Source organism: Kineococcus xinjiangensis, assembly GCF_002934625.1.
GTDB classification, from domain to species: Bacteria; Actinomycetota; Actinomycetes; order Actinomycetales; family Kineococcaceae; genus Kineococcus_A; species Kineococcus_A xinjiangensis.
In genome coordinates, this window is sequence record NZ_PTJD01000005.1 from 18,774 (window position 1) to 44,484 (window position 25,711).

Genomic DNA, 25,711 nt, shown 5'->3' on the forward strand with positions numbered 1-25,711 from the left:
CCCCTCCCGCCGGGTGCTCAGGGGACGCCGGGCAGGCGGTGGCCCATGCGGTCGCGCTTGGTGCGCAGGTAGTCGACGTTGTCGCCGGTGGCGGCCACCGGCAGGTCCACCCGCTCCACCACGTCGACGCCGTGCGCGGCCAGCGCCGCCACCTTGGCGGGGTTGTGCGTCAGCAGGCGCACGTCGCGCACCCCGAGGTCGCGCAGCACCGCCGCGGCGCCGGAGAAGTCCCGGGCGTCCACGGGCAGGCCGAGGTCGAGGTTGGCCTCCACGGTGTCGCGGCCGGCCTCCTGCAGGGCGTAAGCGGCGATCTTGTCGGCCAGGCCGATGCCGCGCCCCTCGTGCCCGCGCAGGTAGACCACGACACCGCGGCCCTCGGCCGTGACGGCGGCGAGGGCGGCGTCGAGCTGCGGGCCGCAGTCGCAGCGCAGGGAGCCCAGCACGTCGCCCGTCAGGCACTCCGAGTGCAGCCGCACCAGGACCCCGGAGCCCTCGGCGACGTCCCCGGCGACCAGCGCCAGGTGCTCGGCCCCGGCGGAGTCCCGGTAGGCCACGGCCGTGAACTCCCCCCGCGTCGTCGGCAGCCGGGTCGACGCCACGCGCGTCACCGTCACCGCGGCGCCGGGCACCGCGCCGGCGCGCGCGGGGGTCGCCCCGGCGCCGGGACCACCGGCGCCGGGGCCGTCCGGCGTGCGCGTGAGGGGAAGGGTCACTGCACCTGCGCTGCCGCGTGCGCTGCCCGCACCTGGCGCTTGACGCGCCCGAGCATCCCCGTCATCCCGCGCAGGCGCAGCGGGCTGATGGCCTGCATGAGGCCGAGGCGGGCGCAGAAGTCCTCGGGCACGTCGAGGACCTCCTTGCCGGACATGCCGTGCAGGCCCTCGCGCAGCACACCCGCGAAGCCGCGGGTGGTGGGCGCCTCCTGCGGGGCGGAGAAGTGCAGGTGCGCGCGGTCCTCGCCGTCCAGCTCGACGCTGACGAAGACGGGGGACTGGCACTCCTCCACCTGCTCCATCAGCTCCGGGTGTCCCTCGAGGTGCGCCGGCAGCGGCGGCAGCCCGTCGGAGTACTCCAGGAGCAGCTTCAGCCGGTCGCGCTCGGAGACGGCGTGGAACTCCTCCACGATCTCCGCGAGCTTGGGGGACAGGCCCTCGGTGTCGGGCCCCGTCAGGTTGACCATCACTTCCCGCCCTTCGCCGGCACGGTGCCGGGCTCCTCGCCGACCGCGATCGGCACGCGCACGGTGTTGCCCCACTCGGTCCAGGAGCCGTCGTAGTTGCGGACCTTGGAGAAGCCGAGCAGGTGGGTGAGGACGAACCACGTGTGGCTGGACCGCTCGCCGATGCGGCAGTAGGCGATCACGTCGTCGTCGGGGGAGAGGCCCTTCTCCTGCTGGTAGATGGCCTCCAGCTCCGCGCGCGGCTTGAAGGTGCCGTCCTCGGCGGCCGCCCGCGCCCACGGCACGCTCTGCGCCCCGGGGATGTGCCCGCCGCGCAGGGTGCCCTCCTGGGGGTAGTCGGGCATGTGGGTGCGCTCGCCGGTGTACTCCTGCGGGGAGCGCACGTCCACCATGGCGCCGCCGAGGTGGGTGAGCACGTCGTCCTTGAAGGCGCGGATCGCGGAGTCGTCGCGCTCGACGACCGGGTAGTCGGTGGGCCCGGGCTGCGGCACGTCGCGGGTCAGCTCCCGGCCCTCCTCGATCCACTTGGTGCGGCCGCCGTCGAGGAGGCGCACGTCCGGGTGGCCGAAGAGGGTGAACACCCACAGCGCGTAGGCGGCCCACCAGTTGTTCTTGTCGCCGTAGATGACGACGGTGGTGTCGCGGCCGATGCCCTTGGCGGACATGAGCCGGGCGAAGCCGGCGCCGTCGAGGTAGTCGCGGGTGACGGTGTCGTTGAGCTCGGTGTGCCAGTCGACCTTGACCGAGCCGGGGATGTGGCCGGTGTCGTAGAGCAGGACGTCCTCGTCGCTCTCGACGACGACGAGGCCGGGGGTGCCCAGGCGCTCGGCCAGCCACCCGGTCGTCACGAGGCGCTCGGGGTGCGCGTACTCGGCGAGCTTCGGGTCGGGGTCGTGGGGCAGGGCCACGGATGTCCTCCTGAGGTGCTCGTGCTGGTGCTGCGCCCGGGCGGGCGCCGGCGCTCGTCGTCCAGCGGTCGGATCGTCCTGCTGTCGAGCGGCAACACCGGGGCCCGTCCCGGCGTTCCCCGCCGCCCGAAGTGTCCCAGACCACCGGCCGGGCGCCGACCACGCACGGGCGCGGCAGCACCCATCGGGTGACGGGCGCGGCAGCACCCATCGGGTGACGGGCGCGGCAGCACCCATCGGGTGACGGGCGCGGCAGCACCCATCGGGTGACGGGCGCGGCAGCACCCATCGGGTGACGGGCGCGGCAGCACCCATCGGGTGACGGGCGCGGCAGCACCCATCGGGTGACGGGCGCGGCAGCACCCATCGGGTGACGGCTGCTGCGGCGCCCGGCGGGTGGCTCCTGCGGCAGCACCCGGCGGGTGGCTCCTGCGGCAGCACCCGGCGGGTGGCTCCTGCGGCAGCACCCGTCGGGTGACGGCTGCTGCGGCGCCCGTCGGGTGGCTCCTGCGGCACCTCACTACGCTCGCGCTGTGACCGCTGCCGCCGATCTCGCCGCCCCCGCGCGCCTCGTCGACCGCGACCCCCGGGTCCGCCCCGAGCAGCTGGTCGCCGAGCTGGTGCCCCCGCCCCGCTTCGGGGACGTGCGCTTCAGCACCTACGTGCCCGACCCGGCGCAGCCGACGCAGGCGCAGGCCGTGGAGCGGCTCGGCGCCTTCGGGCAGGAGATCACGGCGGGCGGCGGCGGCGGTGGTGGTGGCGGCCTGCTGGGCATGTTCCGCCGCGGCCGCAGCGCCCCGCAGTCGCCGGGGCGCTACCTCGACGGCGGCTTCGGCGTGGGCAAGACGCACCTGCTGTCGTCGCTGTTCCACCAGGTCAGCACCGAGGGCGGGCGCCCGGCCGCCTACGGCACGTTCGTGGAGTACACGAACCTGGTGGGCGCGCTGGGCTTCCGCCCGGCCGTGGACGCCCTCGGCGGCAACGCGCTGGTCTGCATCGACGAGTTCGAGCTGGACGACCCGGGCGACACGGTCCTGATGTCGCGGCTGATGCGCGAGCTGGTGGACCGGGGCGTGCGGCTGGCGGCGACGTCGAACACGCTGCCCGACGCGCTGGGGGAGGGCCGCTTCGCCGCGCAGGACTTCCAGCGGGAGATCCAGGCGCTGGCCTCGCAGTTCGAGGTGCTGCGCGTCGACGGGGAGGACTACCGCCACCGGGGGCTGCCCGCGGCGCCGCAGCCGCTGCCCTCCGGTGCGGTAGCCGAGGTCGCCGCCGCGCAGCCGGGTGCGACGCTGGACTCCTTCACGGGGCTGCTGGAGCACCTCTCCCGGGTGCACCCCAGCCGCTACGGGGCGATGGTCGAGGGTGTGACCGCCGTGTGCGTGCAGGACGTCACGACGGTCGCGGACGACGTGGTGGGGCTGCGGCTGGTCGTGCTGGCCGACCGCCTCTACGACCGCGACATCCCGGTGGTGCCCTCCGGTGAGCCCTTCGACCGGCTCTTCACGGAGGCGCTGCTGCGCGGCGGCTACCGGAAGAAGTACCTGCGGGCGGTCTCGCGGCTCTCCGCGCTGGCGCGCGAGGGGGCGTCGCTGCGGCGCTGAGGGCGCTGCCCGCCCGCTGGGCCCGCCCGGTCAGCGGGCGTCGTCAGTGGGACGCAGCCGGCTTGCGCCAGCGCCACACCGCCGCGCCCGACAATGTGCAGGGCCGCCACGACGCCGAGCAGGCTGCCGAGGCGGCGGGTGTCCCCGCGGGTCCAGCGGCGGGAGGCGCCGAGGGCCTGGGTGGGCGCGCCCGCTGCGGGGGCGCTGTCGGGAGACGGGCCGGTGCGGGACGACGGGGCTTCCGGGCGGGCTGGGACGAGCGACCTGCGCCGCCGCCTTCCTGCGAAGAGTTCGCAGGAACGGGGAGCCCCTGGTGGCTCAGGACGACGATGGCTCCGGTCTCACCCGCTCGTCGGCCCGGCGCAGCGCGTCCGTGACGGCCTCCTCCACGCGGTCGCCGCAGTCGACCAGTCCGGCGAGCACCGTCCCCGACGCCACCGCCGGGTCCAGGTCCACCCCGGCCACCGGCCCGCCCGCCTTGTGCAGCGCGTGCACGACCTCGACGACGGTGCCCGGGTTGAGGCCCACGGCCACGATCGCGTCGCAGGAGTTCACCAGCACGAAGTTGCGCGCCTCACCGATGCCGGTGCAGACGACGTGCGTCAGGTGCCGCGACGCCCGGTCGGCGTCGGCGTCGGGGAGGATCCCGATGCTCGTCCCACCGGCTGTCGCCGCCCCCGCCGCCGCGGCGTCCATCACTCCGCCGAGCCCGCCGCAGACCACCACGGCGCCGCTCCGGGCGAGCAGGTTTCCGGCGCGGTGGGCGAGTTCCCGCTGATGCGGTGTGGCGTCGTCACCGGGACCGACGACGCCGATCTGCAAGCGGCGCACCAGCGGTCGCTCGCCGGGCATCGTGCGGTTTCGAGGAACCGGGGACTGGTTCACGAATCTCTCAGGTCGGAGGCTACGCGGTCGATCCCCTCGAGCATCTGCTGCCATGCCGACAAGCGCGTCACCGGTCCCTCGCAGTCGAGGTTCTCGAGCAGCAAGCGCCGCTGCTGCTCGAAGCGCTTGGCCACGCGTTCCCGGCGCCGCCCTCGCTCTCCGGATGCGGCGAGGAGCACCTCGCGCAGCAGCGCCTTGGGATCCGCGCGCCTCTCGACCTCGGCGGCGCTCGGGAGGTGCAGTGGTTCCCGTCCAGCCGGGTTCCCGGCCGCTCGGCGGATCGCCTCCTCGTCGAGGAGCAGCCACGCCTCTGTCATGCGCATCGGGATCACGGGCACGAGGTGGCTCTCCAGCTGGCACGCATCGAGGGCCTGCCGCATCTCTTCCTGCCGCGCGGCCACGTCCGCGGTGTCGGTGTCCCGATGGAGGATGATCACGTCCGGCCTGCCCTGCATCAGCCGACATCCAGCCCGGACACGCGAAGCCACGTCCCTGCCCACTCGTTCCCCGAGCAGGGTGAAGTCCGGCGCGCTGATCCGCAGCCGCACGCCCCGGTCGAGGAAGAGCCGCGTCACGATCTCGGCCAGCGGCGCATCGCTGGAGCCCTCGGCGGCGAAGAACGCCGTCCGTGGGCGCGTCCGATCGCTCATACGTCGACGGGCAGCGTGAGCTGCGCTCCGGGAGGCGCGACGAGGTAGGGAATCACATCGGCCTCCGTGAAGCTCTTCACGGCGCTGTCGGCCTCGCTCTCCCCCCGCAGGCGCCATGACCCCTTGTACGGTCGCAGGGCCAGGGCGCGAGCAGCGCCACCGTCATCGAGCGGCACGAGCACGGTCTCCGCCCGCAACAGGTCAGCGGGCTCGCACAGCTGCACGACTCCAGGCGAGTGGGTGTTGACGATGACCTGCCGGAAGGGGTTGTCCTCGTCAGGGGCCAGCCGGGGATCGACGGCCAGGTCACGCACCAGTTCCAACATGGCCGGGAGGTTCACGGGATGGATGCCGTTCTCCGGTTCTTCCATGCAGATGAGCCCGGTCGCCTGGGCATCTTCGAGCAGTACGCAGAGAGCCAGGAAGCGCAGCGTCCCCTCCGACAACGCGCGTGCAGGCAGGCGCATGGACTTGTTCTCGTTGAGGAAGAGCGTGAAGACCTCCCGCACCGGGTCCAAGTCCACCGTCACCCCGTCCACGCTCACGCCCGCGAGGTCGGAGAGCCGACCGGCCACCCGGGCGAAGACCGCCTCCGGCCGTTGGCTGCCGTCAGACCCGACCTGGTGAGCGATGCGGTGGAGAGTGGCTGCCAAGTGGCGACCGTCTGGAGCCATCGACCTCGGGGCGTCGAACCCGTCGGGGGCGCGGAGCGCTGACGGTTCCAGAGCGAGGCGGCGCCAGCTCTGCATCTCGCGGCGAGCGGCGAGGATCGTCGGGTAGTCGTTCGTGGTCACGCTGCTGAGCACCGTTCGGCCGGCCCGCGCAGCGCCCCTCGGCTGCGGCCGTCCGAAGCTTCCGCCATCTCCGTGGACGTTGATCACCGTTCCGGACTCCCGCTCCTCCGTGGAGATGAACGGGCCTCCGCGTCGCTCACCGGTCACCACGGCGGACCTGAACGACTTCGCCACGTGCGGGAACTTGAGGTGCAGGGCGGCCTGGCCCTTGGTGATGTGGCTCAGGTGCTCGCGCAGCAGGGCGATCCGGCCGACGCTACCCTCGCCGGCCGGTGGTTCGTACCCCAGCGACAGTTCATACCGGAGGAACGTCGTGCTGGCTTCCGCCTCTGCGCCGAGATCGTCCTCGACATGCCGAGGCACCAACATCTCGGCGGCGAGATGGATCACCCGGTGGTGATTCCGGTATCCGTCCCAGAACAGGTCACGGGGGTCTCCGGAGCGAGTGCCGGAGGCCGCCCTGACCCGCTGGGCGGCCTCCGCGAGGGTCTCAGAGGCCAAGAACGACAAGAACTCGATCACGTCGAAGACGTTCGACTTGCCGATTCCGTTCTCGCCGGCGATGCACGTGAAAGGACCGAAGTCGACGTCCACGTCAAGGAGGTTCTTGAACCCCCGCACTTCCAGCCGGGTGAGCACCGCGACAGCATAGTCAATCGATCATGGTGATGTGCTAGTCCCACTCCGTGGGCAGGCCCGGGTCGCGGTGGTGGGCCAGCACCGTCTCCAGCTCCGAGGGCAGCACCCGGCCCAGCGACAGCGGCGGCAGCTCGTGCAGCCCGAACCAGCCGACCTCCAGGGTCTCCAGCGCCTGCGGGGCCACCGGTTCGCCGACCTGCCGGCACAGGAAGAAGAGCTTGTGCACCGCCACGGGCAGCGGCGGCACGTGGCCGCGGGCGTCGCGGTCCCAGACGGCGACCAGCTTCACGGCCTCCACCGGGTAGCCGGTCTCCTCCAGGACCTCCCGCTCCGCCGCCTGCCCGGGGCGGTCGCCGGGGTCCGCCCAGCCGCCGGGCAGGGACCAGCGCCCGTCGCTGCGCTCCCGCATGAGCAGGAACCGCTCCTGCTCGTCGAGGACCGCCGCGCGCACGTCGACCTTCGGGGTGGCGTAGCCGCTGTCGCGGCCGAGCTGGACCAGCAGCTCGTCGCGGTCGGACCCGGACTGCGCGCTGAGGATCTCCGCGGCCAACTCCCGCATCAGCGAGTACCGCGACGTGTCGTAGTCCTTGGCGGGGTCCCCGGCCGTGAAGGCGAGGCCGGACTGGGCCAGCCCGGCCAGCAGCACCGCCGCCCGCCGGATGCGCTCGGCGGCCGGGAGCTCCTCCGCGGCGAGCTGCTGCGCCGGCTCCGGCCGGACGTCCTCCGGAGGCGTCACCGCAGTTCGACCACGGCGCAGCCCTCGCCCGCCATCCGCACGCCCGCACCCGTGACCTCGCAGGCCGACGTGACCTCCTCGTCGCCGTCCGCGACGAGCGCGAGCACGACGCGACCCGCCGGTGCGTCCAGCGGGACCTCCCGCGCCGGGCCCAGGTTCACGACGACGCGGAAGCGGCCGCGGTGGACCACCAGCCAGCCGTCGTCGCCCTCGCCGGACCCCGCGCCCGTGTCGACCGCCACCGTGCTGAGGCCGGCGTCGCGCAGGTCCGCCTCGGCGCGGCGCAGCGCGATGAGGTCGCGGTACCAGCGCAGGATCCGCTCGTGCGCCTCGCGCCCCGGCTCGCTCCAGTCCAGCACGGAGCGCTCGCGGGTGGCGGGGTCCTGCGGGTCGGGCACGTCCTCGGCGCTCCAGCCGTGCTCGCCGAACTCCGAGCGGCGCCCCTTGCTGACGGCCGCACCGAGCTCCGGGTCGGGGAAGTCGGTGAAGAACTGCCACGGCGTGCTCGCCGCCCACTCCTCGCCCATGAAGATCATGGGGGTGAAGGGGCCCGTCAGGTAGAGGGCGGCCCCGGCTGCCTTGCGCCCCAGCGTGAGCCCCGTCCCGACGCGGTCGCCGACGGCCCGGTTGCCGACCTGGTCGTGGGTCTGCAGGTAGCCGAGGAAGCGGTGCCCCGACGTGGCCTTGCGGTCGACCCGCCTGCCCCACACCTCGCCGCGGAAGCTGGAGTGTCGCTCCGCGTGCCAGAACGCCTCCTGCAGCGCGGTCGCCATCACCTCCAGCGAACCGAAGTCGGCGTAGTAGCCCTGACGTTCCCCGGTGAGCAGGGCGTGGATGGCGTGGTGGACGTCGTCGTCCCACTGCGCCGTCATGCCGAAGCCGCCCGAGGCGGTGGGCGTCACCATGACCGGGTCGTTGAGGTCGCTCTCCGCCACCAGGGACAGCGGACGCCCCAGTTCCTGGGCCAGGGCCGCGGTCTCGTCGGCGAGCTGAGTGAGGACGTGCACCTCGGAGTCGTCGACGAGGGCGTGCACGGCGTCCAGGCGCAGGGCGTCGACGTGGAACTCGCGGAACCAGCGCAGCGCGTTGTCGACGATCCAGCGGCGCACCTCCTCCGAGCCGGTGTCGTCGAGGTTGACGGCCGACCCCCACGGGGTGTCGTGCTTGTCGGTGAAGTACGGCCCGAAGCGGCTGAGGTAGTTCCCGCTGGGACCGAGGTGGTTGTAGACGCAGTCCAGCGCCACCGCGAGACCGCGGGCGTGGCAGGCGTCGACGAAGCGCGCGAAGGCGTGCGGGCCGCCGTAGGGCTCGTGCACGGCGTACGGCGCCACACCGTCGTAGCCCCATCCCCAGCGGCCGTCGAAGGCCGAGACGGGCATCACCTCGACGACGTCGACCCCGAGGTCCACGAGGTGGTCCAGCCGCTCGAGCGCGGCGTCGAACGTCCCCTCGGGGGTGAACGTCCCGACGTGCATCTCGTAGAACACCGCTCCGCGCGCGTCGCGGCCCGCCCAGGTGTCGTCGGTCCACTCGAACGCGCCGGTGTCCAGCACGGCGCTGGGGGCGTGCACCCCGTCCGGCTGCCAGGGCGTGCGCGGGTCCGGCGTGGGGTCGCCGCCGTCGACGCGGAAGGCGTAGCGGACCCCCTCGGCGGGCACGCCGCCGGCCGTCTCCGCGTCCACCGTCCACCAGCCGGGGCGCGGGTCGTCGCTGCGCTGCATCGGCACGGTGCGGAACCCCTGGCCGTGGTCGACGTCCAGGTCGACGCGCTGCGCGTCGGGCGCCCACACGGAGAAGGCGGGCGCGGGAGACCCCATGAGCGAGAAAGCCATGGCGTCACCCTGTCGGAGATGCCACCCGCTCGCGACCCGGCCCGTGACCCTCGCCGGAGCGGGCCGCGACACGGTCGCCGGCGCGTTGCGACGGCGGTTCCGGGGCCCTTTCCGGCAGGGGCTGCAGCGGTGGCCGCAGCACCGGCGGGACCGCCGCGTCGCGCACCCGGGAGCCGCTGTAGCGCACCCCGCCGCGCGCCCGGGCGAGGATCGCCAGCCACACGCACACCGTCCGCTCGGCGGCCCACGCGGGCGCCCACAGCGCGGCACCCGGGCCGAACGCCGCGCGCCCGCCGTGACGGCGGCGGCCGGCCTCGGCGACCACCACGGCCGTCGCCGCCGCGGCCAGTGCGGCCCTCGCGCCGCGGCGGGGGCGGCGCCCCGCCAGGAGCAGGCCCGGCAGCCAGCTCGCCTCCCAGACGAGCCGGGCGGGCTGGGCGAAGTCGTCGTAGGCCTGCCGCACGCGCTGGCCGAGGAAGTGCCGGGCGGTGGGCGGGCGCCTCAGCACGAACAGGTCCGGGGCGCGCAGTTCCACGCCCCCCGCGGCGCGCACCGTGCGCAGCATCTGCAGGTTCTCGAAGAGCACGTCGCCGTCGTAGCCGCCCATCCGGCAGAAGGTGCTGCGGCGCAGGCCGAACGTCCCCGGGTAGTCCGCCCCCAGGGCGCGGTTGAGGAGGGTGCGGCCGGTGTCCCAGCGGGCGTGCCAGGGCTGCGGGGAGAACACGTTCTGCGGGCGCACCACGTCGGCGCGCTCCAGCAGCGCGGCCATCCGCCGCAGCCCCGCCTCGTCCCAACGGACGTCGTCGTCGGCGACCACGACGTGCTCGTGCCGGGCCGCGCGCACTCCGGTCACCACGCCCGCGACCTTGCCGTTGCGCCCCGGCCACGGCAGCGGGCGCAGGTGGCGGACCGTGCCCGCCCACGCCGCGGCGTGCAGGCCGAAGGCCTCCGCGGGGGAACCGTCGACCACCGTGACGTCCGCCGTCCGCGCCAGCTCGCGCAGGTAGTGCGTCATCTCCCTGAGGTCGGCGCCGGGCTCCCAGCGCAGCGGGACGACGATCTCCAGGGGCAGCCGCCGGGCCACCTCAGGCGACGTTCCCCGTGCGGGCGGCGACGCCGCGCAGGGAGCTGCGCCCGGCCTCCCAGCTGTCCAGCAGGTGGCGCCCCGCGACCGCGTCGAGGGCCAGGCAGGCCGCCGCCCCGAACAGCACGTCGCCCGCCCGCTCCGGCTGCTGCACGGCCAGGCCGCCGGCGAGGTCGCGGCCGGCGATCTGCTCGTGCACGGCGTCGGCCTCGACGTGCTCGTCGAAGAACCACGTCGCGTCGCGGTCGAAGCCGAGCCGGCGCATCCCGTTGCCGTACAGCCGGTTGGGGATGGAGGAGGTCATCTCGAAGACAGCGAGGTGCCCGACGATCGCGCCGACGAGGCGGCGGTTGAGGCCGAACATCGACATCGCGTTGGTCCCCGCGAGCGTCGTCGCGGGAATCCGGTCGAGGTGGGCGCCGTAGGAGTCGTCGAGGCCGGCCGCGCGCATCGTGCGGGCGAAGAGGGCCGCGTGCATGCGCTCCGGGCGCCCACCGCCGTACTCGTCGGCCTGCACCTCCACCAGCGCGGCCTTCGGCACCCCGCCCAGCCGAGGGATGGCCCACGTGTGCGGGTCCGCCTCCTTCAGGTGGTACGCGGAGCGGTGCACCAGGAACTCGCGGAACTGCTCCAGCGTGGCGTTGCGGCACAGGTAGCGCGACAGCGGCGGACCGTCGTCCTCCGCGGCCATCGTGAACAGGGTCTCGGCCACGTCCTCCGGCGCCACGTCCGGCACCTCGACCAGTTCCCGGATCGCGGCCTCGAACGCGGTCTCCAGCGTCGCCCGCACCCCGAGGAGGCCGGTGTCCCACTCCCAGGAGTCGTCCACGCCGCGCAGGCCCCGGTAGTGCAGTTCGTAGAGCAGCGCGAGGCTGAGCTGGACGTCCTCGTCGCGGACGACGTCACCGGCCGCCGCGGCGCGTGCCAGTTCCGGCAGTTCCCGCACGAGCGGCGCCGAGCCGTCGCGGGCGGACGTGAGGACCTCGAGGAGGGCGGCGCTGAGCGGTCCGCGCGCCCCCGGCAGGGGCAGCCGCCCGTCCGTGGCCGCGGCGGCGCGGAGCGGGGCGGAAGGGGCGAGGTCACCGGTCGTGCTGGGCACGGGCAGGGTTGCGGTCATCGGGACGGAGCTCTCCTTCTGCGCGGGCGCGGCGGGTACGGCATGGTCAGAGCATGGACGAGTTCTGCGCCGAGGCAACCGGACGTGACGACCTGGACCGTGACCTCGCGCACGGTCCCCGCGACACCGACGAGGTGACGGTCGTCGTCTGTCCCGACGGCCCGCTGCTGGTGCGCGGCCCCGCACGGATCGTGGACACCGAGGGACGTCCCGTCGAACGGCGGCGGGCGACCGTGGCGCTGTGCCGCTGCGGGAAGACCGGCATCGCGCCCTACTGCGACGGCGCCCACAAGGCGCGCTCCCGCTCCGGCGTCCCCCGCCAGGACGTGCGCCCGTGAACTGAGCCGGCCCACCCGGTGCTGACGCCGACGGCGGCCCACCCCCTCAGGGGTGGGCCGCCGTCTCGCGCGCCGTTCCGTGGCCGGAGGCGTCAGTCCTCGCGCACCAGCAGCGCCACCGGCAGGCGCTGCAGCAGGTCGGCGAGGCGCACGCTGCTGTCGGTGGCCGTCACGCCGCTGAGCGCGCACCGCCACCGCCCCTCCGGCAGGGTCAGGGTGTGCTCCCCCCAGCCGCCGTTGCGCTCCAGCGCGACCGGCAGCCGGGTGGCGACGGCGATGACCCGCGCGCCCGCGGCGTCGCCCCGCGCCAGCGCGACCGCGTGACCCGTCGTCGTCGGCACCGGCGCGTACGTCGCGTCCGGGCCGAGGAACCACTCCCGGTGCTCCCGGCGCAGCCGCAGCACGCGCGAGGTCACCAGCAGCTTCTCGTCGTCGAGGTCGGAGGGCTTCCCGCCGCCGTCGAGCGCCTCCAGGCGCCGCCGGCGCTCCGCGTAGTCCACCGGCCGGCGGTTGTCGGGGTCGACGAGGGAGAGGTCCACCAGTTCGCTGCCCTGGTAGACGTCCGGAACGCCGGGCATGACGAGCTGCAGCAGCTTCTGCCCCAGCACCGCCGTGCGGGTCGAGGTGGCCAGCGCCGCCACGAACTCCCCGACGCCCGCCATCAGCGTCTCGTCGCCCAGGACGCCCTCGACGAAGCGGCGCACCGCCGTCTCGTAGGCCTCGTCCGGGGAGGTCCACGTGGTGTGGTCCTTCGCCTCCCGGGTGGCCTTCTCCAGGTAGGCGACGAGGCGGTCGCTGCTGATCGGCCCCTGCGTGCCCCACGTGCCCACGATGCTCTGCCAGATCAGGACCTCGGTGCGCGCGTCGAGCTCCGCCTCGCGGTGGGCGCCGGCGGCCTCCCGCCAGGACGTCAGCGCCTGGTGCCACTCCTCGTGCCGCTCCGACAGCCCGGACAGCTGCGCCCGGACGTCCTCGCTGCGCTTGGTGTCGTGGGTGGACAGCGTCGTCATGGTCGCGGGCCAGTCCCGGGCCATGCGGGAGGAGTAGGCGTGGAACTCCTCCGGGGCCACGCCGAAGCGCGCCGGGTCCCCGCCGACCTCGTTGAGCGAGGAGAGCCGGAACCAGCGGTAGAAGGCGGTGTCCTCCACGCCCTTGGCCATCACGGGCCCGCACGTCTGCTGGAACCGGATGACGAACTCGGCCTGCTTGGCCGCCGAGCCGACGCCGTCGCCGACGGAGTCGGTGGCACCGCGGCCCAGCGCGAGGTCCGCCACCACCTGCAGGGTGTCGTGGCGCTCGGCGGGCAGGTGGTGGCGCGCCCGCTCCGTCGCCGCCGTGACGACCCGCACCGACTCCTCCGGCGCGGGCTCGCCCGGCACGACGTAGGCGCGGTAGCGGTCCATCGCCACCAGCAGCTCCACGACGGACTCGTGCAGGCCGCGGCGGGTGTGGTCGCGCAGGTCGACGTCGGCGTGGCAGATCTCGACGAGCAGGTCGACGAGGCGGTGCACCTCGGCGTACAGCCCGTGCTCCACGACCTCGCGCTTGGCGCGGTCGACGACCTCGTGGAAGTCGGCGGTGTCGCCGGTGAGGGTGGTGTAGTGCGCGAGCAGGGGAGCCGCGCCGGCGGGGTCGAGGAACAGCCCGCCGACCACGTGCAGCGCGTCGTAGCCGGTGGTGCCGTCGCAGGCCCAGTCCGAGACGAGCGCCTCGTCGCCCTCGAGGATCTTCTCCACGACCACCCAGGCGCCGCCGTCGCCGCGGTCGGTCGCCGCGCGCAGCCGGCGCAGGTAGCCGGCCGGGTCCGCCAGCCCGTCGGGGTGGTCGATGCGCAGGCCGTCGAGGCGGCCGTTGTGCAGCAGGTCCAGCAGGAGCTCGTGGGAGGCGGCGAAGACCTCCTCGTCCTCCACCCGGATCGCGGCGAGGGTGTCCACGTCGAAGAAGCGCCGGTAGTTCAGCTCCTCGTCGGCGACCCGCCAGTGCGCCAGGCGGTACCACTGCCGGTCCACCAGCTTCGGCAGCGGCAGGTGCTCCGTGCCGGGCCGGACGGGGAAGACGTGCTCGTAGTAGCGCAGCACCGGCTCGGCGCCGCTGCTGTCCAGCGAGATCTCGCCGGCGGCCAGCACCTGCCCGATCCGCTGCCCCAGCACCGGCACCAGCAGGGCGCGGTCGGGAACCGACCAGTCCACGTCGAACCACTTCGCGAACGGCGACGCCGGACCCTCCCGCATCACCGACCACAGCTGCCGGTTCGCCGACGCGGGCGTCGGGACGGCCATGTGGTTGGGGACCACGTCGGCGACCGCGGCCAGGCCGCGCTCCGCGAGCGCGTCCGTGAGCCGGTCGAAGCCCTCCCGGCCGCCCGCCTCCGGGTTCAGCCGGGAGTGGTCGACGACGTCGTAGCCGTGGGTGGAGCCCTTCGTGGCCGCCAGCACGGGGGAGAGGTAGGCGTGCGAGACCCCGAGGGAGTCGACGTAGGCCACCTGCGCGGCGGCGTCGTCGAAGGTGAAGGCACCCTGGATCTGGAAGCGGTAGGTGCCGGTCGGCACGACCCGCTCGCGGCGCTGCGCGCCCGGCTCCGCCGTCATGCCGACTCCGCCGGCGGGCGGGCGAGGACGGTGATGGAACGCGACGCCACGGGGAGCTTCGTCCCCGGCCCGAAGGCCGTCTCGTCGGTGAAGATGTTGACCACTCCCACCTGGTCGTCGGCGGTGTCGAGGCGCAGGTGCCAGTCGTCACCGTAGGCGGCGTCCGGCAGCGTGAACGTGACGTCCTCGTGCCAGGGGTTGAACAGGATGAGGAACGAGTCCCCGACGATGCGCTGGCCCCTTCGGTCGGGCTCGGGGATGGCCTCCCCGTTGAGGAAGACCATGACGCATCCGCGCGAGGGGTCGGACCAGTTGGTGTCGCGCATCTCCTCGCCCGCGGGCGTGAACCACTGGATGTCGCCGATCTCGGAGTCGCCGTGGCGGGAGTCCCCCGAGAAGAACCGGCGGCGCTGGAACACGGGCTCGGTGCGGCGCAGCGCCACCACCCGCTTGGCGTACTCCAGCAGCTCCTGCTGCGTCCCGTCGAGGCTCCAGTCCACCCAGGCGGTCTCGTTGTCCTGGCAGTAGACGTTGTTGTTGCCGGCCTGGGTGCGGCCCATCTCGTCGCCGTGCAGGATCATCGGCACGCCTTGGCTCAGCAGCAGCGTGGTGAGCAGGTTCCGCTGCTGCCGCGCGCGCAGCGCGATGATGTCCGGGTCGTCGGTGGGGCCCTCGACGCCGCAGTTCCAGGAGCGGTTGTGGCTCTCCCCGTCGGCGTTGCCCTCGCCGTTGGCGTCGTTGTGCTTGTCGTTGTACGAGACGAGGTCGCGCAGCGTGAAGCCGTCGTGGGCGGTGACGAAGTTGATGCTCGCGATGGGCTTGCGGCCGGTGTGCTCGTAGAGGTCGCTGGAGCCGGACAGCCGGCTCGCGAACTCGCCCAGCGTCTGCGGCTCGCCGCGCCAGAAGTCGCGGACGGTGTCGCGGTACTTCCCGTTCCACTCCGTCCACAGGGGCGGGAACCCTCCGACCTGGTAGCCGCCGTCGCCGACGTCCCACGGCTCGGCGATGAGCTTCACCTGGGAGATGACCGGGTCCTGCTGGACGATGTCGAAGAACGCGGAGAGGCGGTCGACCTCGTGGAACTGGCGGGCCAGGGTGGCGGCGAGGTCGAAGCGGAAGCCGTCGACGTGCATGTCCGTCACCCAGTACCGCAGTGAGTCCATGATCAGCTGGAGCACGTGCGGGGAGCGCATGAGCAGGCTGTTGCCCGTGCCGGTGGTGTCGAAGTAGTGCGCCTGGTCGCCGTCGACGAGCCGGTAGTAGTTGGCGTTGTCGATGCCGCGGAAGCACAGGGTCGGGCCCATGTGGTTGCCCTCGGCGGTGTGGTTGTAGACGACGTCGAGGATGACCTCGATGTCGGCCTCGTGCAGCGCCCGCACCATGGACTTGAACTCCTGCACCTGCTGGCCGCGCTGGCCGGTGGAGGAGTAGGAGTTGTGGGGGGCGAAGAAGCCGATGGTGTTGTAGCCCCAGTAGTTGGACAGCTCCTTCTCCACCAGGTGGGTGTCCTGCACGAACTGGTGCACCGGCATCAGCTCCACGGCGGTGATGCCGAGCTCCTTCAGGTGCTCGATCATCGCCGGGTGGGCGAGGCCCGCGTAGGTGCCCCGGATCTCGTCCGGGATGCCGGGATGGGTCATCGTCAGGCCCTTGACGTGGGCCTCGTAGATCACGCTCTCGTGGTACTCGTGCCCCGGGCGGCGGTCGTTGCCCCAGTCGAAGAACGGGTTGACCACCACGGAGAGCATGGTGTGACCCGCGCTGTCCGCGTTGTTGATCTTGCCGTTGTCCAGGAAGTGGTACGAGAAGAGCGACTCGTCCCCGTCGACCTGGCCGTCGATCGCCTTGGCGTAGGGGTCCAGCAGCAGCTTCTCGGGCTGGCAGCGGTGGCCGTTGGCCGGGTCGAAGGGCCCGTGCACGCGGAAGCCGTAGCGCTGCCCGGGCAGCACCGAGGGCAGGTAGGCGTGCCACACGAAGCCGTCGACCTCGGGCATGTCGATCCGGGTCTCGGTGCCGTCCTCGCCGACGAGGCAGAGCTCGACCCGGTGCGCGACCTCGGAGAACAGCGCGAAGTTGGTGCCAGCGCCGTCGTAGGTCGCGCCCAGCGGGTAGGGCCGTCCTGGCCAGATCTGCATCGGTCGTGCTCCTCCGTGCTCGTTGCGGACCCGGGGCAGCACCGGCGCCCGGGCGGGGCCTCCGGTCCCGCTCCCGGGCGTCCGTCGATCCCGGTCATTCTGTCGGGTGCGGGCCCGGCGCACGACTGGAGGTGCCCGCCCCGGCGCCGGGCTCCGCGCCGATAACGTGTCGGCCGTGCAGCCGCATGTCGTGCGCCGGGTTGCGGGGGAGGCCCGTGCCCGGTGGGCGGGCGCCCCCGGGCGGCTGAGCGCTCTCCCGGGCCGGTTCGTGCGCGCCGCCGCCGGCCGGCTGCGCGGCCTCGCCCGCGGTGCCCGCGACCTCCTCGTGGGCACCGTCTCCGTGTGCATGCAGTACCGGGTGACCGGGCTCGCCGCCGAGGGGGGCTTCTTCGCGCTGCTGTCCCTGCCGCCGCTGGTGCTGGGCCTCGTCGCCTGCCTGGGCTACCTGGGGCGCTGGATCGGCCTCGACGACGTCGCAGCGGTGCGCTCGGAGATCGTGGCCCTGACCGAGCCGGTCCTGACCTCCGACGTCGTCGCCTCCGTCGTCCTCCCCACCTTCGACGCGGTGACCACCACCGGCCGGGCCGACGTCACCCTCGTGGCCTTCGCGTTCTCCGTCTGGTCCGGCTCGCGCGCCCTCAACGTCTACGTGGACACCATCTCGATCATGTACGGGCTGGGCGGGGTGCGCGGCATCGTGCGCAACCGGCTGCTGTCGCTGGGCCTGTACGTGCTGTGCCTGCTGCTCGGCGTGGTGGTGCTGCCGCTCGTGCTGATCGGCCCCCGCCTGCTCGGCGGGTGGCTGCCGTCGCAGGTGGACTTCCTCATCGCCCTGTACTGGCCGGTCGTCGTCGTCCTCACCGTGGCCGGTCTCGGCACGCTCTACCACATCGCCACGCCGGTGCGGAGCCGCTGGCGGCGCGACCTGCCCGGGGCGGTGGTCGCGCTGCTGCTGTGGGTGGCCACCTCCACGCTGCTGCGCGGGGTGATCGCGGCCTCGATCGGCGGCTCGTCGGTGTACGGGCCGCTGGCCTCGCCGATCGTCGTCCTGTTCTGGCTCTACGTCCTCGCCATCGCGGTGCTCGTCGGTGCGGCGTTCAACTCCACCCTGGACCGGCTCTGGCCCGACGAGGAGCGCGCCCGCGCCCGCGAGGAGGCCCGCGGCTCCGCCACGCAGCAGCGGTTGTGGCGACCCTGAGCGCAGGGCGGAACCCGAAGGCGCCGGGGGCGGGCACGCAGCGCCGCCTCAGCGGAGCTCCTCGGCGCCGGACGCGCCTCGCGCGGGGCGGAACGTGCGAGCCCTTACCCCCGTGTGGACCGTGTGCGAAGGTTAGGGCACGCACCGTCAGCGATGCCGGTGCGGGGAGACACGTCGGAGGTCCGCAGGGATGAACACACTGGTACGGCGTCTGGCTCTTGCCGGTGGCACGCTCGGGCTGGGCCTGGCGCTGTTCACGGTGGGCAGCGTCGCCCTCGGCGATGACGAGCCGGCCCGCGCTCCGGGGGGCGGCGGCGAGGTGGCGCGGGTGAGCACCGCACGACCCGGGCCCCTCCAGGCCCTGCAGAGCCGGGTCGAGCGGCTCCCCGGCGACTGGGTGGCCTGGGCCGCGCTCGGCTCCGCGTACGTCGAGCAGGCCCGGGTGAGCGGTGACGCAGGTCTCTACCTGCAGGCGGAGAAGGCGTTCGCGGAGTCGCTGCGCGTGCAACCCGAGGACAACGCCAAGGCGCTGACCGGCCAGGCGGGGCTCGCCGCGGCGCGGCACGACTTCACCGCCGCCGTGGACCTCGCCCGTCGATCCCTCGAGATCAACGCGTACGACGCCTCCGCCTACGGTGTGCTGACCGACGGACTGGTGGAGCTGGGGCGCTACGAAGAGGCCGAGGTGGCGCTGCAGCGGATGGCGGACCTCAATCCGGACGGTTCGGTCCTGACGCGCGTCTCCTACCTGCGTGAACTGCGCGGTGACGGCGCAGGTGCCCGCGCAGCGCTCGAGCAGGCTCGCGACATGGCCCACTCGCCCGCCGGTGCGGCGTTCGCGGCCTTCTACCTGGGCGAACTGGCCTTCAACTCCGGTGACCTCGACACGGCGGAGGCCCGGTACGGGGAGGCCGCTGCGCTCGACCCGGGCTGGCTGCCGCCCGTCGCCGGATCCGCCAAGGTCGCCGCGGCCCGCGGAGACGTGGAGCGCGCCGAGGCGGACTACCGGCGTGTCCTCGAAGCTCTGCCGCTCCCGCAGTACGCGAGCGAGTTCGGCGACCTGCTCGCCGCGACGGGCCGCACCGAGGACGCGCAGGAGCAGTACGCGGTGGTGGAGGCGCAGATCCAGCTGATCGAGGCGAACGGCGGCCGCGCCGATCTCGAGGCCGCCCTGTTCGCCGCGGACCACGGGGACCCCGCGAAGGCGCTGGAGCTGGCCCAGGCCGAGCACCGGGTCCGGCAGACCATCCACACCGAGGACGCCCTCGCGTGGGCCCTGCACCTCAACGGCCGCCACGCGGAGGCTCTGCCCCACGCCGAGAACGCTCTCCGGCTGGGTACCCGCAGCGCATCGTTCCACTTCCACAAGGGCATGATCGAGGCGGCGCTCCACCTCGACGACCGGGCACGCGAGAGCCTGCGGACGGCGCTCGCGATCAATCCCCACTTCTCGCTCCTGCAGGCGCCCACCGCGCGCGCCGAGCTCGCCCGGCTGGGCGTACCCGGGTGAGGCGGCTCGCCGCCGAGCGACGTACGGCAGGTGCCCTCGCCGGTCTGCTGATCGGGGCGGTCCTCGTCGTGGGGCCGGCCGGTTCCGCCGCGGCGCACCCGCTGGGCAACGCCTCGACGAACGTGGCCAGCCAGCTGCGGATCGAGCCGGACCGGGTCGTCGTCGACCACACCACCGATCTCGCCGAGATCCGGACAGTGCAGCTCCTGCCGTCCGTCGACGGGGACGGGGACGGTGAGATCGTCTCCTCGGAAGCGTCGGCGTATGCCGCGTCGGCATGCTCCGACACGGCGCGCACCCTCAGCCTCGTCGTGGACGGCACCGCTCGCGCGTTGTCCGCGGGTGAGTCGTCGATGCAGCTCTTCCCCGGTCAGGGCGGATTGCAGGTCACCCGGCTGGAGTGCCGCCTCAGTGCGCCCGTCGAGGTCGACGGCCCCACCGACATCACCTACCGGGACGAGTCCTACCCGGGCCGCTACGGCTGGCGCGAGGTGACGGCGGTCTTCGACGGGACGACGGCGATCGCCTCCGACGTCCCCACGCAGAGCCCGACCGACGGCCTGCGCGAGTACCCCGACGAAGCGGAGGCGGGAGACGTCGCCGACGTGCGGTCCGCGCAGCTCCAGGTGCGCCCCGGCGGGGCCCGCCTCCTGGACGACAGGAGCGACGCCGCCCCGGCGGCCCCTGGTGTGCTGCCCGGCACCGACCGGCTGACCGAGGCGTTCGCTGGTCTCCTGGCGCAGGAGGACCTCAGGTTGCTGCTGGCCCTGGGGGTCGTCGCGCTCGCGGTGGTGCTCGGTGCCGGGCACGCGCTGGCCCCCGGCCACGGCAAGACCGTCATGGCCGCCTACCTCGTCGGGCAGGAGGGGACGCGGCGGCAGGCGCTGCTGCTCGGGGGCATCGTGACCTTCACCCACACCGCCGGTGTCCTCCTGCTCGGCGTGCTGCTCCTCGTGTACCGGGCGCTGGCCTCCGAGCACCTGCTCGCAGGGATGCAGGTGGTCAGCGGGCTGCTGCTCGCGGCAGTGGGGGTCTACCTCGCGGTGCGTGCCGTCCGCCGACGCCGCGCCGTGCTGGCGGCGTCCCGACACGACCACGGCCAGGGCCACGGCCACGGCCACGCGCACGGCCATGGCCACGGCCAGGGCCACGGGCACGGGCACGGCCACGGGCACGGCCACGGGCACGACCACGGGCACGGCCACGACGACGACCACGGCCACGGGCACGGCCATGGCCATGGCCACGGCGACGACCACGGCCACGGGCATGACCACGACGACGACCACGGGCACGACCACGATCACGATCACGCGCACGACCACGGTCGCGTCTCCCCGGCTCTGCAGTCGGTCGGGACCGGCACGTCCACGGGGCTCGTCGACCAGGACGAGCGTGATGCGCCGGCTCGGGACGAGACCGCGGTGGTGGCGGTCGCCGCTCCCGCGGAACGAGTGATCACGGTCTCCCACGACCACGGCTTCGGAGCCCACACCCATGTGCTCCCCGACCCGACCAAGCCGCTCGGGATGCGCTCCCTGGCGGTCATGGGGGTGGCCGGGGGCCTGGTGCCGAGCCCTTCTGCGCTCGTGGTGCTCCTCGCCGCCAACGCCGCGGGGCGGGCGGCCTTCGGGGTCCTGCTCGTCGTGGCCTACGGCCTCGGCATGGCCCTGACCCTGACCGCGGCGGGTCTGCTGCTGCTGCGCGCCCGCCGACTGCTCGAACGCTCCGTCGGCGGGGAGCGCTTCGGGTGGCTCCGGAGCGGGCGCGCCGCGAGGATCCTCGCCGCGCTGCCGCTGGTCACGGCCGGGATCATCGTCACCGTCGGGGCGGTCCTCGTGCTGCGGGGGGTCCTCACCGCAGCCCTGCTGGGCTGACAGGTCCCGGTTCCGGCCTTGCACCCGCACTAGAGTCGCCGGTGAGGTCGGGAGCCGCCGTCCGCGTCAGCGGACCTCCCGGGCGGACCGGAGGGCTGTGGGATGGATGGGACCGCGCGGCGGCGTGACGGGCGTCTGGGGCGGCTGGGTGCCGCGGCGCTGATGGCAGCGGCGCTCACCGGGACGGCGACCGCCTGCACCGATGCCTCGGCACCCCGGTTCGAGGCCGAGGACCTGCGCGCGGGGCCCTGCCGGGACATGGGCACCGCCCTGCTCGACGTCGAGCGCGTGCAGCGGGGAATGGCAGCCGGTGACGTCGAGGCCACGGCCGCCGCCGAGGGCTACGCACGGGCGCAGGCACAGCTGCGCGAGCAGACCTCCGCGGCAGAACCCGCGGTCGCGGAGGCGACGCGGGAACTGCGGACCGCCATGGGCCACTTCCGGGTGGGAGCGGACGCCGGCACGTCCACCACCGATCAGGGCGAGGCCGTGCGCCTGGCCCTCGACGAGGTCCTGCAGGCCTGCGGCGTCGACCTCTCTTGAACCGCCGCGGCGCGGCCCGCTCACCTCGGCGGCGGGCCGAGGACGGCGGACCGCCTGCACGACAGCGCCCCCGCCGGAACCTGCCGGCGGGGGCGCTGTCGTGCGGACGGAGAGTCAGTCGTTGCTGTTGGCCGCGTCCCTCGCCGCCGCCACGACCGGCTCGGTGACGGCGTTCGGACCGCCGTACACATGACCGCGCTCCAGGGCGATCGACGACCGCGCGAGGTACTCGGTCACCGCGTTGCCCAGGACGGTGGGGCTGACGGTCATCACGATGGCCGACCTCTCCACACCCGCGTGCGGGCCGCCGGCCAGGGTGTCGGCCGGCACGTCACCTCGCGCCAGGTTGACGTGCGTGGGGTTGAAGCCGAGCTCACCGACCGCGAACTGCGCGATCGCGATCGACGTGGCGCCGCGATCGGCGCCACCGAGCCGGACCACCTCGACCCCCAGGTCCTTGACGAGGGTCGCCTCCGTCTCGGGAGAGACGGCGACCGGTCCGCCGGCGATGATGACGCGCTTGATCCCCAGATCCCTGATGGTCGCACGCGCGTCCGGGGAGAGGGACTCACCGGCCGTGAGCAGGATCGGGAACTGCCCCGCGTACGCGAGCGGTCCGGCGACGAGGGCGTCCGGCCAGCGGAACCCGTTGGCGATGACCGCCGTGGCTTGGCCGACGTTGGCCGCACCGGGCTCCAGCGCCGCGGCACGGGCGGTGGCGAAGCGGTCCCCGCCCGCGATCCGCGTCACCACGAACTGCCGGGCGAGGGCGTCCTGCTGTGCCTGTGAGATGCGCGCGGTGCCACCGACGAGCACCACGTTGCGGACCCCCAGATCGGTGAGTGCCCGCATGGTGGCCTCCGGGGTGCTGTCCCTGGTGGTCAGCAGGAGGGGGCCGTTGCGGTCGCCGGCGACGTAGTTCGCGGTGAGCGCATCGGGGAAGGCTTCGTCTGCGCCGTTGACCAGGACCGCGGTCTGCGCGCCGCGGAAGGTCTCGCGGGCGATGGTCGCCGCCGTGGCGAACCGGTCGTCCCCGGCCAGCCGGTTGAACCCCGAGAACTCCGAGAGGTTGACGGCGCTGTTGTGCGGCAGCGCCACATAGGGGAAGGAGTTCGCGAAGGGCACGTCGTTGGCGTCCACCTGGTCCGTGAAGGCAGCCGTGTCGGCACCGAGCAGGGCTCCCTGCAGGGCCTTCAAGCCGATGTCGACCACGTCATCGGTGAGGCGGCGACCGTTGGGGAAGCCTGCGAGGTCGCCGCCGAGCACGCCGAGACGGGCCGGGGTGCGGGTCGGTGCGATGCTCATGTTGAGCCGCAGCATCTCCGAGGGGGTGGGGTTCGTGACCACCTCGTTGATCGCGGGATCCGTGAGCTCGGGGACGCCGGTGAGGAAGACCTGCACCAGGTCGGTGCGCGGCGTCGCCGGCGCCGGGATGTCGTAGATGCTCTCGATGAGGCGAGGCACCTCAGGGTCCTGGACGAGGCCGAGGAAGTCGCCGTCCCCGGAGGGCCGGGAGTTGTTGAAGGCGTCCTTGAGGCCGACGGGGACCACGACCTCGTTGACCAGGGGGTTGCCCAGCCGGGAGACCTGGGCGAAGGCTCCGGACTCCGTGACCGTGCCGTCCGGGTTGAGCGTCCGCAGCCCGGGCCGCGAGGTGGTGCTGAAGATCCCGATGACCGGGTTCGCCGTCGGGTTGCCCTGCGCGGCGAGGGCGCTCTTGGGCACCTGCAGCGCGATGCTCTGCACGTTGTAGCCGTTGAGGGTGTCGTTCCCGCGCAGCGACAGGTCACCGCCGTACAGCAGGTCGAAGATCCGCAGGTCCAGGAAGAACGGGTCGTCCGCCTGGCCGGCGAAGGATCTGCCCGCGCCGCCGGGAAGCTCCCTGACGGCTTCCTGGCGGAGCTGCGCGTAGTTCGGCATCGACGCCGGTCCGACGTTGGACGGCGCGACCGGCTGGTCGGCTGCGGCCGTGGTGAACGTCGCACCGCCGTCGCGGCTGACGAGCAGGTCGTACGTCTGCCGGAAGTTGAGGTCCGGGTCGTCGAACGAACTCACCACGCCGGTGTTGTAGAGGAACGTGTTGCCGTTGCGGTAACTGCTCTCGAAGACCCAGCGGTAGATGATGTCCACCACGGCGTCGGCGTTGTTGTCGATCTCGATGTCGTAGGCGGCGCCGTCGGCGAAGCGGTAGAAGTTGGGCCCGCCGTCGGGCTCCTCCATCGGCCACCAGTTGGCGATGAACGTGACGCTGTCGGGTGCGTCCGGGCTGACGAACGCGTAGACGTCGGTGTTGTCGGCACGAGGATCGCCGGCGATGTACGGCGCCTCGCGGTGGCTGGAGGCCCAGCCCGGTGCCGGCCCCAGCGCCGCAAGTGTGGCGAAGCCGGTGGCGGCTGCCGCCACCCCGGCCACGAGCTGCCGTCGGCGGCTCGCGGTTCTTGGTCGTTGCATGGGTCTCCCTCACGAGCAGGAAGGGTGCGCCGTGCGGCCCACCCGGTGACGGGGGTGGAGCCGGTCAGCTGCGGTTCACAGCGATGCCGTGCGGGAGCGCGACGTAGGGGAACGTGCTCGCGAACGGCACGTCGTTGGCGTCCACGCCATCGGTGAACGCGTCGGTGTTCGTTCCGAACAGGGCCCCCTGGAGGACCTTCAGCTCGATGTCCACCACGTCGTCGACGAGTCGCCGCCCGTTGGGGAAGCCTGCGAGGTCGCCCGCCAGGACGCCCAGCCGCTTGGGGTCGGCGGTCGGCGGGACCGCCATGTTCAGCCGCAGCTGCTCCGAGGGAACCGCCGTGGTCACGCCGGCGTTCAGCGTGTGGGCGTTCAGGTCCGCCTCGATGGCCGCCGGGCCGTTGCCGTCCCTCGAGATCCCCGTCAGGAAGACCTCGACCAGGTCGTTGCGCGGTGTCGCCGGTGCCGGGACGTCGTAGATCGTCTCGATGAGCCGTGGCACCTCCGGGTTCTGCACCAGGGAGAGGAACGTCGCATCACCGGGGGGCCGGGAGGCGTTGAACGCGTCCTTGAGGCGGACGGGCACGATGACCTCGTTGACCAGCGGGTTGCCGAGTCGTGACACCTGGACGTAGGCGCCGCTGTCCGTCGGGGCCTGACGGCTCCCGGTGGCGGGGAAGACGCGCTGACTCTGACGGGAGGTGGTGCTGACGACGCCGATGACCGGGTTGGCCGTGGGGTCGCCGGCGAGCGCCAGCGTCGACTTGGGAACCTTCAGCGCGATGGTCTGGACGTTGTAGCCGTCCAGGGTGTCGTGGCCGGTCTTCGACAGGTCGCCGCCGTAGAGGAGGTCGAAGACCCGAAGGTCCAGGAAGAAGGGATCGTCGGCCTGCCCGGCGAACGACGTCAGGCCGCCGGCGACGCCGACGACCGCACCGGCCCTCACCGCCGCGTAGTCCGGCATCGAGGCCTTGCCCACGTTCGACGGTGCGACCGGCTGGTCGTCCGCGATGGTGGTGAAGGCGCCGTTGCCCTGCCGGACCTGGAGGTCGTAGGTCTGGAGGAAGTTCAGGTCGGCGTCGCGGACGGTGGTCACGGGGCCGAAGTTGTAGAGGAAGGTGTTCGGATTGCGGTAGGTGCTGGTGAACACCCACCGGTAGGTCACGTCCGGCTGGGCGTCACCGTTGTTGTCGATCTCGATGTCGTAGGCCACGCCGTCGGCGAAGCGGTAGAAGTTGGGCCCGCCGTCGGGCTCCTCCATCGGCCACCAGTTCGCGATCAGCGTCACCGTGTCCGGTGCGTCCGGACTGACGAACGCGTAGACGTCGGTGTTGTCGGCTCGCGGGTCACCCGCGATGTATGGTGCCTCGCGGTGGCTCGACGCGGAACTGGGGTTGGCCCCCAGCGTGGCGACGGTCATCGCGGCGAGTCCGGTGAGCACGGCGCCGGCTCCCTTGGCGGCGCGGTGCCGCCGCGGCGTCCCTGATGGTCGTTCCATGGGTCTCCTCGTGAAGCGAGTGGGTCGTCGCCTTCCCGGCGACGCCGCGATCAGGAATGGGCCCGGTCGGGGGCCGTGTGCGACATCTCACCCCTGTTCCACGCACCGGACGACGGACGGATGCGCGCCATCCCCCTTGATGGC

19 protein-coding genes and 1 pseudogene are annotated in these 25,711 nt (G+C 73.3%); 6 read left to right on the top strand and 14 right to left on the bottom strand.

The genetic code is table 11. From position 1 onward, the window contains the following. Positions 1-17: 17 nt before the first annotated feature. From ribA to CLV92_RS08130, 3 genes and pseudogenes are all read right to left on the bottom strand, one after another. A pseudogene (ribA, locus tag CLV92_RS08120) lies at positions 18-623 on the bottom strand (GTP cyclohydrolase II); the annotation flags it as partial. 86 nt (positions 624-709) lie between these two features. Next, positions 710-1,180, bottom strand: coding sequence for a SufE family protein (locus CLV92_RS08125; protein WP_104432546.1), 471 nt, complete (start codon positions 1,178-1,180; stop codon positions 710-712). Continuing rightward, positions 1,180-2,088 carry a sulfurtransferase gene (locus tag CLV92_RS08130; protein WP_104432328.1) on the bottom strand — a complete coding sequence of 303 codons (909 nt, stop codon included), beginning with the start codon at positions 2,086-2,088 and terminating at the stop codon, positions 1,180-1,182. Before CLV92_RS08130 ends, CLV92_RS08125 begins: the two co-directional genes overlap by 1 nt. A gap of 533 nt (positions 2,089-2,621) precedes the next feature. Here CLV92_RS08130 and zapE point away from each other — a divergent pair. Next, complete coding sequence (gene zapE, locus CLV92_RS08135) at positions 2,622-3,692, top strand: cell division protein ZapE (protein WP_104432329.1); 1,071 nt, start codon at positions 2,622-2,624, stop codon at positions 3,690-3,692. Positions 3,693-4,010: 318 nt separating this feature from the next. Here zapE and CLV92_RS08140 read toward each other — a convergent pair whose 3' ends face one another. Genes CLV92_RS08140 through CLV92_RS08170 form a run of 7 tightly spaced genes read right to left on the bottom strand, consistent with a single transcriptional unit; the run spans position 4,011 to position 11,429 of the window. After that, positions 4,011-4,544, bottom strand: a complete 534-nt coding sequence (locus CLV92_RS08140; protein ID WP_104432330.1) for a TIGR00725 family protein — start codon at positions 4,542-4,544, stop codon at positions 4,011-4,013. Between the two features lie 29 nt (positions 4,545-4,573). Continuing rightward, entirely contained in the window at positions 4,574-5,227 is a 654-nt protein-coding gene (locus CLV92_RS08145) for a DUF4276 family protein (protein ID WP_104432331.1), read from the bottom strand. After that, the gene (locus CLV92_RS08150) at positions 5,224-6,660 is read right to left on the bottom strand and encodes an AAA family ATPase (protein WP_104432332.1); all 1,437 of its coding nucleotides are present in this window, start codon (positions 6,658-6,660) and stop codon (positions 5,224-5,226) included. The genes CLV92_RS08145 and CLV92_RS08150 overlap by 4 nt, the downstream gene beginning before the upstream one ends. 34 nt (positions 6,661-6,694) lie before the next feature. Then, entirely contained in the window at positions 6,695-7,396 is a 702-nt protein-coding gene (locus tag CLV92_RS08155) for an NUDIX hydrolase N-terminal domain-containing protein (protein ID WP_104432333.1), read from the bottom strand. Further along, positions 7,393-9,228, bottom strand: coding sequence for a malto-oligosyltrehalose trehalohydrolase (gene treZ / locus CLV92_RS08160; RefSeq protein ID WP_245886567.1), 1,836 nt, complete (start codon positions 9,226-9,228; stop codon positions 7,393-7,395). Before treZ ends, CLV92_RS08155 begins: the two co-directional genes overlap by 4 nt. A 4-nt stretch (positions 9,229-9,232) precedes the next feature. Continuing rightward, positions 9,233-10,312 carry a glycosyltransferase family 2 protein gene (locus CLV92_RS08165; protein ID WP_211290978.1) on the bottom strand — a complete coding sequence of 360 codons (1,080 nt, stop codon included), beginning with the start codon at positions 10,310-10,312 and terminating at the stop codon, positions 9,233-9,235. Position 10,313: 1 nt separating this feature from the next. Then, positions 10,314-11,429, bottom strand: a complete 1,116-nt coding sequence (locus CLV92_RS08170) for an iron-containing redox enzyme family protein (protein WP_104432334.1) — start codon at positions 11,427-11,429, stop codon at positions 10,314-10,316. A gap of 53 nt (positions 11,430-11,482) precedes the next feature. Here CLV92_RS08170 and CLV92_RS08175 point away from each other — a divergent pair, with 53 nt between their 5' ends. Then, positions 11,483-11,767 carry a CDGSH iron-sulfur domain-containing protein gene (locus CLV92_RS08175; RefSeq protein WP_104432335.1) on the top strand — a complete coding sequence of 95 codons (285 nt, stop codon included), beginning with the start codon at positions 11,483-11,485 and terminating at the stop codon, positions 11,765-11,767. 92 nt (positions 11,768-11,859) lie between these two features. Here CLV92_RS08175 and treY read toward each other — a convergent pair whose 3' ends face one another. Together treY and glgX are read right to left on the bottom strand one after the other, a co-directional pair. Further along, positions 11,860-14,355 (bottom strand): malto-oligosyltrehalose synthase, encoded by a 2,496-nt coding sequence (treY, locus tag CLV92_RS08180; RefSeq protein ID WP_104432336.1) that lies wholly within the window; start codon positions 14,353-14,355, stop codon positions 11,860-11,862. Then, entirely contained in the window at positions 14,352-16,490 is a 2,139-nt protein-coding gene (gene glgX, locus CLV92_RS08185; protein ID WP_170112735.1) for a glycogen debranching protein GlgX, read from the bottom strand. The genes treY and glgX overlap by 4 nt, the downstream gene beginning before the upstream one ends. 175 nt (positions 16,491-16,665) lie before the next feature. Here glgX and CLV92_RS08190 point away from each other — a divergent pair, with 175 nt between their 5' ends. The 4 genes from CLV92_RS08190 to CLV92_RS08205 all read left to right on the top strand — a co-directional run bounded on the left by CLV92_RS08190 (position 16,666) and on the right by CLV92_RS08205 (position 21,618). Then, complete coding sequence (locus CLV92_RS08190; RefSeq protein WP_245886569.1) at positions 16,666-17,688, top strand: YihY/virulence factor BrkB family protein; 1,023 nt, start codon at positions 16,666-16,668, stop codon at positions 17,686-17,688. Between the two features lie 190 nt (positions 17,689-17,878). Next, a complete protein-coding gene (locus CLV92_RS08195; RefSeq protein WP_104432338.1) occupies positions 17,879-19,198 on the top strand; it encodes a tetratricopeptide repeat protein in 1,320 nt (439 codons plus the stop codon). Continuing rightward, entirely contained in the window at positions 19,195-21,075 is a 1,881-nt protein-coding gene (locus CLV92_RS21930; protein ID WP_104432339.1) for a HoxN/HupN/NixA family nickel/cobalt transporter, read from the top strand. The genes CLV92_RS08195 and CLV92_RS21930 overlap by 4 nt, the downstream gene beginning before the upstream one ends. A 102-nt stretch (positions 21,076-21,177) precedes the next feature. Beyond that, entirely contained in the window at positions 21,178-21,618 is a 441-nt protein-coding gene (locus tag CLV92_RS08205; protein ID WP_104432340.1) for a hypothetical protein, read from the top strand. Positions 21,619-21,732: 114 nt separating this feature from the next. On the opposite strand, the gene CLV92_RS08210 is transcribed toward CLV92_RS08205, so the two are convergent. After that, positions 21,733-24,069, bottom strand: a complete 2,337-nt coding sequence (locus CLV92_RS08210; RefSeq protein WP_104432341.1) for a DUF4331 family protein — start codon at positions 24,067-24,069, stop codon at positions 21,733-21,735. 64 nt (positions 24,070-24,133) lie between these two features. After that, positions 24,134-25,567, bottom strand: coding sequence for a DUF4331 domain-containing protein (locus CLV92_RS08215; RefSeq protein ID WP_104432342.1), 1,434 nt, complete (start codon positions 25,565-25,567; stop codon positions 24,134-24,136). Positions 25,568-25,711 lie beyond the last annotated feature (144 nt).

What these genes read in the sequence shown, in the direction of transcription:
- CLV92_RS08125 (WP_104432546.1), bottom strand. Translation starts at nt 1,180, where the DNA reads ATGGTCAACCTGACGGGGCCCGACACCGAGGGCCTGTCCCCCAAGCTC.
- CLV92_RS08140 (WP_104432330.1), bottom strand. Translation starts at nt 4,544, where the DNA reads ATGCCCGGCGAGCGACCGCTGGTGCGCCGCTTGCAGATCGGCGTCGTC.
- CLV92_RS08145 (WP_104432331.1), bottom strand. Translation starts at nt 5,227, where the DNA reads ATGAGCGATCGGACGCGCCCACGGACGGCGTTCTTCGCCGCCGAGGGC.
- treZ (WP_245886567.1), bottom strand. Translation starts at nt 9,228, where the DNA reads ATGGCTTTCTCGCTCATGGGGTCTCCCGCGCCCGCCTTCTCCGTGTGG.
- CLV92_RS08170 (WP_104432334.1), bottom strand. Translation starts at nt 11,429, where the DNA reads ATGACCGCAACCCTGCCCGTGCCCAGCACGACCGGTGACCTCGCCCCT.
- CLV92_RS08175 (WP_104432335.1), top strand. Translation starts at nt 11,483, where the DNA reads ATGGACGAGTTCTGCGCCGAGGCAACCGGACGTGACGACCTGGACCGT.
- treY (WP_104432336.1), bottom strand. Translation starts at nt 14,355, where the DNA reads ATGACGGCGGAGCCGGGCGCGCAGCGCCGCGAGCGGGTCGTGCCGACC.
- glgX (WP_170112735.1), bottom strand. Translation starts at nt 16,490, where the DNA reads ATGCAGATCTGGCCAGGACGGCCCTACCCGCTGGGCGCGACCTACGAC.
- CLV92_RS08195 (WP_104432338.1), top strand. Translation starts at nt 17,879, where the DNA reads ATGAACACACTGGTACGGCGTCTGGCTCTTGCCGGTGGCACGCTCGGG.
- CLV92_RS08205 (WP_104432340.1), top strand. Translation starts at nt 21,178, where the DNA reads ATGGATGGGACCGCGCGGCGGCGTGACGGGCGTCTGGGGCGGCTGGGT.
- CLV92_RS08210 (WP_104432341.1), bottom strand. Translation starts at nt 24,069, where the DNA reads ATGCAACGACCAAGAACCGCGAGCCGCCGACGGCAGCTCGTGGCCGGG.
- CLV92_RS08215 (WP_104432342.1), bottom strand. Translation starts at nt 25,567, where the DNA reads ATGGAACGACCATCAGGGACGCCGCGGCGGCACCGCGCCGCCAAGGGA.